Below are 13,130 nucleotides of genomic sequence, written 5' to 3'. Positions count from 1 at the left end.
AGTGCCAACAGTGCCAACAGTGCTGGCGACGCGCTGGCGGGCGAGGGCATGGACGGCGTCGTGGAACACCCGGTATGGCTGGACGAAGCACGGATGTTCGGCATCCTCTGCGTGCCTGCCGAGGCCAACGCCAGACAGGCAAACACGGTCGTGATCTTTCCGAACACCGGCGGCAATCATCATATCGGCGACGGCCGCATGTTCGTGGACGTCTCGCGGCAGCTGGCACGCGCAGGCACGGCGGCGCTGCGGCTGGACGTATCGGCGCTGGGCGACAGCCCTGCCCCGGCGTGCAAGATGAGCGTGTCGGCGATCTATTCGATAAAGCCCCGCGCGGACCTTGCGGCTGCTGTGGATTGGGCACGCGCGCACGGCTATGGCAACGTCGTGGTTGCAGGCGTCTGCTCCGGCGCGTTCATGGGCCTGTATGCCGCGCTGAGCAACCCGGGCGTCAGCGGGCTGCTGCTGGTGAACCTGGTGAAGTTTCGCTGGGACGAGGTCGATGACGCGGCGGTGGGCGACCACCTGCGCTCGATGCGTGTCTACCTTGCTGCGGCACGCCAGTGGGAAACCTGGCAACGGCTGTTCCGTGGCGAGATCAACGCGCGCCGCCTCTTGTCGGCAACGATGCGCAGGGTACGGCAGCGCGTGCGTGACCATGTTTCCGCTGCCGGCGGGCGGATGCGGCGCGACGACGTGCAGCAGACCATGCCCGAGTTCGCCGCCGCCGCCGTGCGGGAGCTGGACCGGCGTGGCGTGCCGACGATGTTCCTGTACGGCGCCACGGACGTGGGTTTGCATGAACTGCGACTGGGCCTGGGCAAGCACCTGGAGGCTATCCAGGGGTTGCGCAATGTCCAGTTCCGCACCTTGCCGCTGCTCGATCATTCACTGTTCCTCGACGCGAGCCGACAGGCCTTCGCCGAGCAACTACTCGAGCATCTCCGGTGGATGTCGATGGACAGCTCCGAAACGTCGGATACGCCCGAGGCAGCCATATCGCTCACGCCAGTGACCCAGCGCGCGGCGTAGACCGCGCGGGGCAGGCACCAACGCTTCCCAAACAGGAACGGGAACTCATCGATGCCCAATCTTCGACGCAGTTTTCTGACCACGCTTGGCGCCCTGACCGGCGCGGGCGTGGCCACCGCCGCCGGTGCGCGCGATCTGGGCGCTCCAGCCAACCCGAGGTCAGACGCTTTTGAGAAGGTGGTGTCCGTTGCCGACTTTCCGGGGCTGGATGGCACCGGGAGATCGCCTTCGGATGAGGCTTTCCGCGCAGCGCTGCAAGCCGTGGCCGGCCAGGTGCATGCGCCGGCGTTCGGCGAGAACCCGAACAATATCGGCGGCGCGCGAATCGTCGTGCCTCGCGGTACCTATCTGCTGACCAGGCCCGGCGTGTTGTTCAATGCCAGGCAGTTTCCCAGCCGCACATGCGGCTTCACGATCGAGGGCGATGGCCCGCCGGGCACCGTTGTCATCCTCTACAAGCCGGGCCGCGACGGCTCGGGCGCGTTGTTCAACAACCAGGACAAGGCGCTGGGCGTGCGGCTGCGCAACCTGCAATTCCACGGCATGGACGCCAGGAGCGACCTGATCACGAGCGTGAGTTCCGGCGGTGCGCAGGACTATGCCTTCGACGATTGCATGTTCACCGGAACGTGGCGCTACGGCGTTGACCTGACCGGCGACAACTGCAATAGCGAGTGGAAATTCTGGCGCTGCACCTGGGCCGGCACGTGGGATTCGTTCCTGCACGTGGGCGAGAAAAACACGTCCGACCAGTTCCTGAACTACTGGTTCGAGCATTGCCGGTACTGGTGCTCCAGCCCATGGATCGACATGCGCCGCGGCGGCCATATCAAGCTGACCGACTGCGATGTGAGCGGCTACGAGCCGTCGGCGCAGACGTACCTGTTCAATCTGCGCGGCAACAACCATGCAATGGGTGTCTGCTCGTTCAAGGCCCACGGTTTGCGGGTGGAACAGAAGTCACGCAACGCCGGCCTGATGCTGTGCGAATGGGAGCAGGGCAATATCGGCTTTCGGGAGTGCGATTTCGGCTCGCAGGGGTTTCGCCCGTTTGCGGCCGATACCGTCTCCGCGGTGTTTTCACCGGGCAATACGGCAGGCGCGCAAGTCGTGTTCGACAACTGCCAGATCATGGGGCGCCACCAGTATGTCTCGGGCAACACGCCGGCCGCGCAGGGGCGGGCGGTCTATCGCAACTGCGACTTCGTGAACTACACCTATCCCGACGAAGCGTTGATGTTCTCAGAGGCCAACAACCTCGCTGCCAATCGTCGCGTGGTGACGCTGGAAGGCTGCCGTGGCAAGGGGGCGGCGAACGTGTACGCCGATGCCGAGATTGGCTGGCACGTGGCCGCATCGGCAGCCGTCAGGACCAAGATCATGGCGCTGAGGGTGGCGCGTGGCCAGCGTGGGTCCATGCCGACGGCGATCCTGCCGCTCAATGCGGTCGTCACGCGGGTTGTCTTCGATACCGCGGGCGACAGGGGGAGCTACGCCGTCGTGAGTGGCGATGCCACCAAACTGTCTGTATTCAAGGCAAGCGGGCCGGCCGAGGAACGGCTGCCTTTCCGCTGCAACACGCGGCAGCGCTGCACGCTGACCCTCACGCCCGGGTCGGACCCGAGCGCAGAGGTTGTGGCACTGATCGAGTACATCGGCTAGGCGGCGGTCCGCCGCCGCGTTCAAAGCTTGGCGCGACGGGCGAGCAGGTTCCAGTAGCGTACCGGGAACAGTCTTTCGAGCCACGACATCACGACCGCATCCGAGCCGACCAGCACGCGGGCGCTACGCTTCTCGATACCGCGCACGATGATGTCGGCGGCCTTCGGCGGCGGCATCCGCAGCATCTTCTGCGAGTTCGCGAGCCGCTCCTGCATTTGCGCTTGCGGAATGTCGGCGGACACGCGCGCATTCCGGGCAATGGATGTGGCAATGCCGCCGGGGTGGACGACGGTGACGCCGACGCGGCTGTCGGCCAGTTCATGGCGCAGTGCATTGGAGAACCCGCGCACGGCGAACTTGCTGGCCGAGTAGGCACTCTGCCCCGGCGGCGAGATCAGGCCGAACAGGCTGGAGATGTTGACGATGCGGGCGTCGTCGCTGCGATGCAGCAATGGGAGGAAAGCCCGCGTCATGCGCACCACGCCATGGAAGTTGATCGCCATGACCCAGTCGAAGTCAGTCTCGCTGACCTGTTCAAAGCTGCCGGCCAGCGCCACGCCGGCATTGTTGACGAGGAGGTCGATGCGATCGTGGTGGGCCAGCACGGTTTGCGGAAAGGCCGCCACCGCGTCGCGGTCGGCCACGTCGAGGGTGTGGAGGCTGACTTTCACGCCGTTCAGTTCCGGCAGCGCGGCGGTCTCGGCCAGTCCTTCCTGATTGCGGTCCGCCAGCGCCAGATGACAGCCGCGCTGCGCCAGCGCCTGCGCCACGGCGCGGCCGATCCCGCTGCCGGCGCCGGTGACGACGGCGACCTTGCCCTGGAGTTGCATCTTCGCGCCGCGGTTGTCCTGATTGGATTGCGTCATCGACTTGTCTCCCTTATATGATTTGTGCCCAGATTATGGAGTAGGGCGCGCTGGGTACCGACCCATTTCGACCGACATCAGGGAAAACACGCCCCCGCATCGGGGCCTGCCTGCGCGATATTGGAAGAGGTAGACTCCGCGAAAAGTCATTCAGGAGGGAGCCCATGTCGTCGATGCATGAGAAGCGCCCGGGCGTGCGCCGCCTGACGGTCTATGCCGGGGTGGCACTCGCGATCCAGGTTCTGGTCCTGGGGATATGGATCGTCCGGTTCTACGTTCTTGGGGACCAATCGGCTCCCATGTTCGGCATCGACTTCGCGATCTTCTGGTCCGCAGCAAAGGTCGCCGTGGAACATGGGGCGGCCTCGGTATTCTCGCCGGAGTGGATGCTGCCCATCGAACGCGCCTTGGGGCTCAGCGACTATTCGGCATGGCCGTATCCGCCCACGTTCCTGCTGGCGGTCTTGCCGTTGGGGCAACTGCCCTTTGGCGCGGCACTTATCCTGTATTCAGTGCTCGGCCTGCTGGTCTATGGCGCCGTGCTGATGCGCATCTGTCGCGGTATCGACCGTGGGTATCTGTCGCTGCTGCTGGCGTTCCCGGGTGCTGCCATTGCCATCGGGCTTGGTCAAAACTCCCTGTTCACGATGGCTGCTGCCGGCGCGGCGCTGGCACTGCTCGAAGTCGAGGCGGCGCTTGCGGGGGTATGCATCGCCGTGCTGGCGATCAAGCCGCAATTCGGCATCCTGTTTCCGCTGGCGCTCATCTGCGGCAGGCATTGGAAGGTGTTTGGCGTCTCGGCGCTCTGCACGGTCGCTTTCGTTGGCGTCAGCGTCGTGGTGCTCGGGCAGGACGCATGGCGCGCGTTTGCAGCGTTTCTGCCGCAATTCGGCACGCTGGCGGTGGAGCAAGGCGGCAACATGATGTGGCCGGGGATGCCAACCGCTTTCGCGCTGGGCCGCAGCATCGGCCTCTCTGTCAACGGCGCCTACCTGTTGCACGGCCTCGTCGCCGCACCGGCGATTCTTGCGATGGCGTTCCTCTGGGCGCAGCGCGCCAGATTCGAGCTACGGGCGGCCTCGTTCGTCCTCGCCACGCTGCTGCTGCAACCCTACGTCATGTTCTATGACCTGGCCTGGCTTATCTTGCCGATGGCCTTTCTTCTGCGCGATGGCAACAGGTTGCCGCTGTCGCCCCTGGAATGGATCGTCTTCGCCTTGGCCTGGGTGGCGCCGGCTCAGGCGCTGCTGTCCGCGTACCTGCACCAGTATCTCAACGTGCTTCCCATCGTCATGATCGCCTTGCTCGTCATGCTGGTCCGGCGGCATCTGGCGATGACAGCAGTCGCGCCCGCTTATCAGCCATGACGACCCGCCAGCAGGCGCGTAGCGATGCGCGAAAAGAAAAGGCCGCTTGCGAAGAAGCGGCCTTTTCATTCCTGGCGTGGTTCACGCCTGCTTGGCGTGATCGTGGCCGTAGCGGTTCAGGTAGCGGTACTTGCCGAAGTGGTAATGCGAGCGGTACCAGCGTCCTTCGATCTTGAGCCCATTGAACAGCACGCCCTTGATCTCGCCACCTGTCTGCTCCACCAGGCGGCGTGCGGCGGTAAGTTCGGCGGTCGTGGTCTTGTCAGCGCGAGCCACCATGAACACCGCGCCGGCCTTCGGGGCCAGGATGCCGGCATCGGATGCCGCCAGCACCGGAGGCGTGTCGATCAGCACGAGGTCATAGCGGGAACGCAGCTCCGCGAGCAGCGTGTCCATGCCGGGGCTCTGCAGCAGGTCCGCCGCAAGCGGCGGCTCCGCACCGGTCGCGATGAAGTCCACACCGGGCGCGACGTCGTGCTGGATGACCTTGTCGAGCCGCGTGCCGGTCAGTGCCTCGGTCAGGCCGGGTTTGCGCGACACCTTGAAGCGCTCGTTGAGCAGACCACGGCGCAGGTCGCTGTCGACCAGAATCACCTTGCGCCCGGCGGCGGCCGCGACCACGGCGAAGTTGACGCTGACAAACGACTTGCCGGCCTCGGGCGACGGGCCGGTGAAGACCACGACGTTGTTGCGCTGCGCGGAGAGCAGTGCGAACTGCAATGCCGTGCGGAACGCGCGCAGGCTTTCGATGGCCGGATCGTCCGGCTGGTCGATTGCCAGCACATCGCCGCCGCTCTCCTTGTTGCGTGCCAGGCGGGCCTGGTTCGGACTCATGGGAATCGTGGCGTAGACGGTCATGCCGCATTGCGTCTCGATCTCCTCGGCGTCGGTGATGCCGCCATCGAAGACGCGGCGTACCCCGACCGCGAGCAGTCCCATGACGACAGCCATCGCCACCGATACGCCCGTGACCAGCATCCGGTTCGGACGCACCGGCTTGATCGGCACGTCGGCGGCGTCGATCAGGCGTGCCGTGCCGACCTTGCTGGCCTTCAGCAGCCGCAGTTGCTGCACGTCATTGAGCAAGGACTGGTAAAGCTCCGTGTTGACCTTCACATCGCGCATCAGGCGCACCACGTCCTGCTCCACGTCCGGCAGCTTCTGGATCTTGCCGGAGACACCGTTGAGCTGCGCGGTCAGGCCTGCGATCTGGCTGTCCAGGATTTCGATCGTGGGGTGATTCGCGGTAAAGCGCACGATCAGTTCCTGGCGCTTCTGACGCAGTTCCTGCAGCTTGCCCTGGATCTGCACCGACTGCGCCAGGATCAGCTTCGACTCCTCGCTGAGGTCGATCGTGCCGCGCTGGTTGCGCATCGCGTTGTAACGCGCCTCGGAGGTTTCCATCTGCTGCTTGAGCTGCGGCAGCTGACTTTCGAGGAAGTTCACCGACTTCTCGGCTTCCGCGGCCTTGCGGCGCAGGTTCTGGTCCACGTACTCGGTGGCGATCTCGTTCAGGATGGCGGCGGCAGTGACGGCCGATGTGTCCTCCAGCGCCACGCCGATCACGCCGCTCTGCTTGCCGCGCTCGCCGATCATCAACTGGTCCTGCAGGTTGGCGATGGCGGTGGCGCGCGGCACGCGGCGCACGCGGAACTGGGTGCCGGCGTGTGCGTCCAGCTGGCTGATGTCGATCGAGACGGTGCCGCTGTCCGTGGCCACCGTCAGCGGCTGGCCGACCGTGCCTTCGGCGGATTTCTCGCTGCTGGCGAACTCGAGCCGGTACTTGCCGTCGCCCAGCGCGGTCACTACCATGCGGCGGTCTTCCATCTGCTCGGGCACGTCGAGCCGGTCGACCACGATCGACTCGCTGCCCCAGGCGAACCCGCCAAAGCCGAACAACCCGGGCTTCGACAGTTCCTTGTTGTAGCTGGCAATCGATGCGCCGATAAGCGGGAAATAGCGTGGCTTGGCGTCGATGTCGAGACGCAGCGTTTCCACTGCCTTGCCCACCACCGCGCGTGAGCGCAGCAGTTCCATCTCAGCCGTGGCTGCTGGTTTCACGTCGAGCCCCGGCGAAATGCTGGCGATCAGCTTGCTCGCGTTATTGGTCGGGTTGGATTCCTCCACCTGGACCATGATGTCGGCGCGGTAGATCGGGCGGGCCATCAGCGCGTACAACAGGCCGACGCCGAGGATCGTCCCCGCGACGACGAGGAAGGTCCAGCGATAGCGAATCAGCACATCGACATAGGACGTCATGTCGACGGCGTTGTCGCTTTCCTCCCATGGCTCTGGCGAGGGCTCTCGAAATTGCCTTACGTTACTCATCATGCCCCTCCGTGGCGGTGTGCCGGTTCTGCCGCATGAATTCTTGCCGACCAGGATTCAACCCCCATCTTGATCAGCCCAAGCGCGATGACGAACATGCTCATCGATCCGCTGAACGGATCTGGCACGTCTGTTTGTTCCTGTTCGCACAGGCGATAGGTCTTGCCGCGCGCCTGGGGGTACATGTCCTCCAGCGCGTCGCGTTGCTCTTCATCCATGACCAGCACGAGGTCCGCGCCGGCGACGAGCGCGGCGCTCACGGCGCGCGCGCGGTGGTCGGTCAGATCGCTGCCCTCCACCGCCAGCAGGCGCACCGCGCGCGGATCGGCCGCGGCGCCTACCGGGGGTGCCAGGCCCGCTGACAGCACGCGGCACTGCGGCAGCGCGCGGCCAAGCAGTGCCGCCGCCATCGGGCTGCGGCACCGGTTGCCGATACACACCACGAGGATCGACCGGATGAATGCTGCTTCCTTTTCCTCTCTCATGACTTCCATGTCTTATGGCTTGACAATGGTGGCCGTGCCAACGACCGGCTGGATCAGCAGCGTCATCACACGGCTCCAGCGCACGAGGTCACGCGCATCCACGTAGACCACGTCCTTGGGTTCGAGCTCGAAGCTCTCGGCGATGGCCAATGCCACCGGCGATGTGCCGTCGAGGTGGTACACCTTCGGCTTGCCGTCGGTGGCCCGGCGAATCACGAAGATCTGTTCGGCGTTGGCCGACGACGGATTCACGCCACCGGCATCGCCCAGCGCTTCGTTCAGCGTCATGCGGCCGTTACGCATCAGCAGCGACGAGGGCTTGACCACCTCGCCTGTCACGAAGATCTTGCTGTCTTCGCGTTGCTCCACGCGAACGATGTCGCCCGATTGCAGCAGAATCCGCGCTGGGTCGGTACCCTTGGCCAGCAGGGCCGGAATGTTGACGTACCAGCTGCGTTCACCACGCGTGACACGGACGCGGCTGTTGTCGCCAGTCAGGTTAAGCACGCCGCCGGCGCGGTTCAGCGCCTCGACCAACGTCATTGGCGCATCGTCGATGGCCAGCATCCCCGGGGTCTTGACCTCCCCATCCACGTAGACGCGCTGGCTGCGGAAGCCGAGCACGCGCACGGTCATCTGCGGGTCACGCACCACGCGCGACAGAATGCGCGCCATCTCGTCGCGCACTTCGTTGGCGGTCTTGCCCGCCACCCGCATGACCCCGGCGTAGGGAAACTGGATATCGCCCGCGGGGCTGACCACGTAGCCAGGCATGTTGGAGCCACCGCTCGACGTCGGAATCTCGAAGGCCGCGCCGATGCTGTACGTCTGCGTCGGGAACACGAGTTCGGGGTGATCCCAGACCACGACCGAGATGATGTCGCCCGGACCGATACGGTAAGGCGTCGGCGTGCCGTACAGGTCTTCCACGCCGGCATTGGTCGGCTTGGAGTGCGCCTGCTGTTCGTGCACAAGGTCGAGCGTGATGGGTGTGACATCAGGCATCGCGTTCGGGCTCACCGCATTGACCGGCGCACTGGAGCTGAACTGCATCCCCGGAGACACTGCGCACGCGCTCAGCAGCAGCGCCGCGCAGGCCATGGCAAGCGTGGCTCCCAGCGTATGAAACGATCCGGCATCCTGCCTGCAGGTGGCGTGGTCAGGGCATCTCTTCACGGCATCCTCTCCGCAGTCGTTGAAACGAGCGCGGACATCGCAGTCCCGCGCATTTACGTGCATCGTAGGAGCCTGCAATGTGCGCTATCGGTGCGTTTCACCACATTGACGTCCGAAGGACTGCCCCAATGGCCCTTGTCGTGCCGATGTGTTGCGCGGCGCACGGAAGGCCCCTTGACGTGCCGCGTATCGTTCGCACCACTGGCCGCGCATCCGGCCCGTCGGCGCATTCTTGCCGCACCAAAAACAAGGAGGGGGAAGCATGAAGGGCGTGATCATCAACGCCGACGATTTCGGCTATGACGACGATACGTTTCAGGCCACCGTTGCCTGCTTCGACGCTGGGCTGCTGACCAGCGCGACGATCCTGGCGGGCAGCCCGGCGACAGCAAGCGCGTGCCAGTACGCGCGAGACAATCACAGCCGGTTCTCGTTCGGGCTGCACTTCAATATCGTGGAGGGGCGGCGCCCGCATGGCGCGTCCTCCACGCTGTGCCGCAAGGACGGCTCGCTGTTCCCGCCGAAGATCCAGCGCGCCCGCGCGATGGCGGGCCTGATCGACGCCGCCGATATCCGGCGCGAGTTCCGGCTCCAGCTCGACGAACTGCGCGATCACGGCGTGAACGTGTCGCACGTCGATGGGCATGGCCATCTGCACAAGTACCCCGCCGTCATGCGGGTGCTGCGCGACGAAATGCTGCGCGCCGGCATCGAGCGTGTTCGGCCGCCGCAGAACTGCTACTTCCTGAAGAACCACATGCGCGGCGCGATGAACGTGATGCTGCTGCGCCACTTCAACGGCCTGCGCAGCCCGGACTTCTACGTGGGCGCGGATACGCGTCAGCAGGGATGGGCGCTGCGGTTGCCGGCCATGCTGCCAGAAGGCGTGACCGAGATGTCGGTGCACCCGGGATTCGCCGAGCCATGGCGCCGGGAAGAAGGTGAGCCGCTGATGCATCCGACGCCCCTTGCCACCGCGTTCAGGCAGGCCGGGGTCGTGTTGATGCGCTATCACGACATCTGACCGATATCTGACCCGCCAATGCCGCTGCCCCGGTCAGTCGGGGCAGTGGCTGATATCCGCCACCGCACGCGCCAGAACGGCCTCGGCGCGTTCGCGTTGAGCCTGGAAGTCGGCGAGCAGCGCCGCACGCTGCGATTCGGCCTGCGAGTGCGCGAACATCATGTTCCGCAGGTAAGCGATGGCGGCTTCGGCAAAGTCCGCGTCGGCCGGCACCAGCACGCCATTGCGCTCGTCGATCATGGACCCGATGCAGCCACGATCATGCGCGACGACGGGCACACCATGGCTGTGCGCCTCAAGCACGATCAGCGGGGCCGCCTCGTTGTGATAGGTCGTGGGGAACATCAGCACGTCGATTTCCTGGAAGAACGCCTCCTTCTCCGTGCCATGAATCGGACCGAGGTAGCGTGTGCAGGGCGTGCGGGCCAATTCCGTGTCGAACCTTGCGCGGATATCGCGTGCCACTGGCCCCGCGATCCGCGCGCAAACCGGGATGCCGATCTCCTGCGCCAGTCGCACCACCTCCAGGAATGTGAAGATGCCCTTGGCGGCGGTGATGTTTGACAGGAAGCCGACGTTGATCACTTCCGAATGCCGGCGGACCGGCGCCTCTGTCGATGTCGATGCAGGCAGGTCGATGAGGCTCAGGTTGGACAGTACCTGGACACGGTCCGGGGTCAGCCGGTAGAGGCGGGCCAGTTCCGCGCGCATCCGGTCGCACAGCGTCAGATGCCTGCCGCGCGGCGCGCAACGCAGGATCAGGCGCGTGTACCACGTGGGCCGGTTGATGTACGCGAAGCTGTGATGATGGAAGTAGATGGCCATGCCCGACCAGTGCGCCAGTGCCACGAAAGGCGCGTCGAGCAGTTGGCCAAGACCGCCCGAGAGCCCCATGTACAGCGTATGCGGCCGGTTGGCGAGCTGGCCGTCCGTCACGAGCCGGACCATGCGCCAGAGTTGCCGTGCGCGATTGCCCAGCGCCTGCAGACCGCCAAACCGGCCGCCGAACCGGCCGGACGCCCGTGGCGCGACGTCCAGCACCACGACGGGCGCGTGCTGGCGAATCTGGTCCACCATGCGCTGGTTCGATGCTGAGAAGCCGTGATGCGGCGGCGGGAGCGGCCCGAGGAACAGCACCGGCCGCGCAACTGCTGCCGGCGCGCCAGCTTGCGCGAGAGACTGCGCCGGCGAGGGCGGGATGTCATCGTCGACTGGCTGCCGGGCGATGGGGCCGAGGGTATTGGGTATCGTCATGTTCGGGCCCTCTTCAGTATCTTCTGGCAGCCTTTGATGATGGACCGGCCGGCGCGGGCGGGTGTGTACTTTCGCACCACATCAACGCAGTTCCGCATGGTGGCCTGGACGTCGGCGAAGCTGCTGGTCGCCTTCAACAGCACGCGCGCCAGATCCGCGACGTCGCGCGTCACGAACGTATGGCCCGTGCGGCCTTCCTTGATCAGTTCGGGGATGCAACCGCAGCAATCGCTGACCACCGCCGGGCAGCCATAGTTGAGCGCCTCGTTCACGACCAGGCCCCAGGCTTCCGTGTGGCTCGGCAGTACCAGGCACGTCGCACGCGAGTACTGCTGCGCCAGTTGATCGATATCCATGGCGCCCAGGAATTGCGCGGCGTCGCCAAGGCCCAGTGACCGGGCCAGTTCCGGCAACTGGTCGGCCTCGACGACAGGCCCCGCCAGTACCAGCGTGGCGGCCGGCAGTTGCCTGCGCACTTCCACGAACGCCCGGAGCAGGTCCTCGATGCCCTTGGCGCGGCATACCAGGCCCGCGAACAGGAAACGTGGCGCCTCCGCCGTCGGCGCGTTGGCGATCCGCATTCGGGTGGCTTCGGCCGCGTTGTACGAGTGCGGCAGCGCGGCGGCCTGGCAATGGCAGATAACTTTCGTGGGGTCGGCACCCATCGCGATCGCGTACTCGGCGGAGCGTCGGCCGTAGACGAACACGCCATCGCACCGGCTGAAGAAGAACCGCTTCAGCCGCCGCTTCATCGGATGGTCGACCTGGTCCTGGATGGTGGAATCGCAGAACACGGCACGACGCTTGCCACTCAACATGCACGCTACCAGCATTGCCCAGAACTCCACGCGATGGTAGCCAGGCATCAGGATCAGACGGTTCTTCGAACGCCAGACCTCGCGCATGAGCCGTAGCGACATCTTCCACGTCGGAATCGCCTCGTACGGTTCATCGAAAAGAATCTCGTACGGGTACCGGTGATAACTGGTGTCGACGCTGCTGTAGGCCGTGCGCCCGTATCCCGTGGACGAGATATGGAAGAAGCGCACCTTATGCCCGGCTTTGTGTGCGTGAGAGAAAGCTTCGCTGAATACGGCTCCCTTGTACCTAGGCCATAGGATGTTGTGATAGATGTCGATCATTGGCAGCCATGAGTTCCCTGTTTGGTTTCCGCATTCCCGTTATCTAGTTGACTTGAGCGGAATCTCGTTCTGATGGCGCGGCCGCCTGCGAATGCGGACGCGTCTGGTTCCGCGGGGCAGTGTCCAGGCGTGGCCGCAACGGCCGGCAAGGACTGCCCACGCAGAGCATGCCGGCAGGCATGTCGGTAAATACCGCGCTGCGGGCGCCGATCACGGCGCCTTTGCCGATGCTGACGCCCGGCGCGATAAAGGTGTGGCTGGCCACCCACGCCTCGTCCGCGATGCGGATAGGGCGTCCCTGGATGGCGAAGTCGCTGCTGCGGTAGTCATGGTCGCCGCCGCACAGGTAGCTGAACTGGGATACCACTGCGTGATTGCCGATCTCGATCTCGGCCAGGCTGTACAGCTCGGCGCCGTCGCCGATCCACGCGTAGTCGCCGATGCTGACCTTCCACGGATAGGTGATGCGGACGCTGGGCCGGATGACGACATGACGGCCCACGCGCGCGCCAAAGCGACGCAACAGCCAGCAGCGGAATCCGTTGGCGAAATGCGGAGAGTGGTGAAAGAACAGGCTCTGGACGCACCACCACAGCTGCACGACAACGGCGGAGCGGCCACGGAAGCCGGGTGGCATGCGGAAAGTCGACAGGTCCTGAAACATACAGCAGGCTCCTAATGCCGGGCTGGAACCAGCCCGAGCCTTGTTCCCGGTCAGGCCGGTGACGATGGTTTCATCATGGCCGCGCGCTGGCGTGCGTACCGTACGCCAGACCACAAAGCGGCCACATGAC

At 65.1% G+C, this 13,130-nt stretch carries 11 protein-coding genes; 4 read left to right on the top strand and 7 right to left on the bottom strand.

Going from position 1 to position 13,130, the window contains the following annotated elements:
• On the top strand, positions 1-1,032 hold a 1,032-nt coding region (locus B2246_RS13060), incomplete at its 5' end, for an alpha/beta fold hydrolase (RefSeq protein WP_349676972.1).
• A gap of 51 nt (positions 1,033-1,083) precedes the next feature.
• Positions 1,084-2,694, top strand: a complete 1,611-nt coding sequence (locus tag B2246_RS13055; protein WP_286882444.1) for a hypothetical protein — start codon at positions 1,084-1,086, stop codon at positions 2,692-2,694.
• A 20-nt stretch (positions 2,695-2,714) separates the two neighbouring features.
• On the opposite strand, the gene B2246_RS13050 is transcribed toward B2246_RS13055, so the two are convergent.
• Entirely contained in the window at positions 2,715-3,560 is an 846-nt protein-coding gene (locus tag B2246_RS13050) for an SDR family NAD(P)-dependent oxidoreductase (protein WP_008650008.1), read from the bottom strand.
• A gap of 164 nt (positions 3,561-3,724) precedes the next feature.
• Here B2246_RS13050 and B2246_RS13045 point away from each other — a divergent pair, with 164 nt between their 5' ends.
• Positions 3,725-4,927, top strand: coding sequence for a glycosyltransferase family 87 protein (locus B2246_RS13045; protein ID WP_008650007.1), 1,203 nt, complete (start codon positions 3,725-3,727; stop codon positions 4,925-4,927).
• 81 nt (positions 4,928-5,008) lie between these two features.
• Here B2246_RS13045 and B2246_RS13040 read toward each other — a convergent pair whose 3' ends face one another.
• From B2246_RS13040 to B2246_RS13030, 3 genes are read right to left on the bottom strand one after another with little or no spacing between them, the layout of a single operon-like run.
• Positions 5,009-7,255: a polysaccharide biosynthesis tyrosine autokinase gene (locus B2246_RS13040; protein WP_035882964.1), complete on the bottom strand. Its 2,247-nt coding sequence runs from the start codon at positions 7,253-7,255 to the stop codon at positions 5,009-5,011.
• Positions 7,255-7,749, bottom strand: a complete 495-nt coding sequence (locus B2246_RS13035) for a low molecular weight protein-tyrosine-phosphatase (RefSeq protein WP_017510949.1) — start codon at positions 7,747-7,749, stop codon at positions 7,255-7,257. The genes B2246_RS13040 and B2246_RS13035 overlap by 1 nt, the downstream gene beginning before the upstream one ends.
• 3 nt (positions 7,750-7,752) lie before the next feature.
• Positions 7,753-8,841 carry a polysaccharide biosynthesis/export family protein gene (locus B2246_RS13030; protein ID WP_008647828.1) on the bottom strand — a complete coding sequence of 363 codons (1,089 nt, stop codon included), beginning with the start codon at positions 8,839-8,841 and terminating at the stop codon, positions 7,753-7,755.
• Positions 8,842-9,178: 337 nt separating this feature from the next.
• Between B2246_RS13030 and B2246_RS13025 the strand changes: the two genes are divergently transcribed.
• Positions 9,179-9,940, top strand: coding sequence for a ChbG/HpnK family deacetylase (locus B2246_RS13025; RefSeq protein WP_008647826.1), 762 nt, complete (start codon positions 9,179-9,181; stop codon positions 9,938-9,940).
• 33 nt (positions 9,941-9,973) lie between these two features.
• On the opposite strand, the gene B2246_RS13020 is transcribed toward B2246_RS13025, so the two are convergent.
• From B2246_RS13020 to B2246_RS13010, 3 genes are all read right to left on the bottom strand, one after another.
• Positions 9,974-11,194 carry a glycosyltransferase family 4 protein gene (locus B2246_RS13020; RefSeq protein ID WP_286882445.1) on the bottom strand — a complete coding sequence of 407 codons (1,221 nt, stop codon included), beginning with the start codon at positions 11,192-11,194 and terminating at the stop codon, positions 9,974-9,976.
• Entirely contained in the window at positions 11,191-12,243 is a 1,053-nt protein-coding gene (locus B2246_RS13015; protein ID WP_286964046.1) for a glycosyltransferase family 4 protein, read from the bottom strand. The genes B2246_RS13020 and B2246_RS13015 overlap by 4 nt, the downstream gene beginning before the upstream one ends.
• Positions 12,244-12,379: 136 nt before the next feature.
• Positions 12,380-13,000, bottom strand: coding sequence for a putative colanic acid biosynthesis acetyltransferase (locus B2246_RS13010; RefSeq protein WP_008647820.1), 621 nt, complete (start codon positions 12,998-13,000; stop codon positions 12,380-12,382).
• Between the last annotated feature and the right edge of the window lie 130 nt (positions 13,001-13,130).

The sequence above is a fragment of the Cupriavidus sp. UBA2010 genome (assembly GCF_002335265.1).
GTDB classification, from domain to species: domain Bacteria; phylum Pseudomonadota; class Gammaproteobacteria; order Burkholderiales; family Burkholderiaceae; genus Cupriavidus; species Cupriavidus metallidurans.
The sequence above is the reverse complement of the archived record's forward strand: the minus strand, read 5'-3'. Positions and strand labels throughout refer to the sequence as shown.

Bases quoted from the DNA above. Each gene is read 5' to 3' on its own strand.
- B2246_RS13055 (WP_286882444.1), top strand. From the start codon at position 1,084: ATGCCCAATCTTCGACGCAGTTTTCTGACCACGCTTGGCGCCCTGACC.
- B2246_RS13050 (WP_008650008.1), bottom strand. From the start codon at position 3,560: ATGACGCAATCCAATCAGGACAACCGCGGCGCGAAGATGCAACTCCAG.
- B2246_RS13045 (WP_008650007.1), top strand. From the start codon at position 3,725: ATGTCGTCGATGCATGAGAAGCGCCCGGGCGTGCGCCGCCTGACGGTC.
- B2246_RS13040 (WP_035882964.1), bottom strand. From the start codon at position 7,255: ATGAGTAACGTAAGGCAATTTCGAGAGCCCTCGCCAGAGCCATGGGAG.
- B2246_RS13035 (WP_017510949.1), bottom strand. From the start codon at position 7,749: ATGGAAGTCATGAGAGAGGAAAAGGAAGCAGCATTCATCCGGTCGATC.
- B2246_RS13030 (WP_008647828.1), bottom strand. From the start codon at position 8,841: ATGGCCTGCGCGGCGCTGCTGCTGAGCGCGTGCGCAGTGTCTCCGGGG.
- B2246_RS13025 (WP_008647826.1), top strand. From the start codon at position 9,179: ATGAAGGGCGTGATCATCAACGCCGACGATTTCGGCTATGACGACGAT.
- B2246_RS13020 (WP_286882445.1), bottom strand. From the start codon at position 11,194: ATGACGATACCCAATACCCTCGGCCCCATCGCCCGGCAGCCAGTCGAC.
- B2246_RS13010 (WP_008647820.1), bottom strand. From the start codon at position 13,000: ATGTTTCAGGACCTGTCGACTTTCCGCATGCCACCCGGCTTCCGTGGC.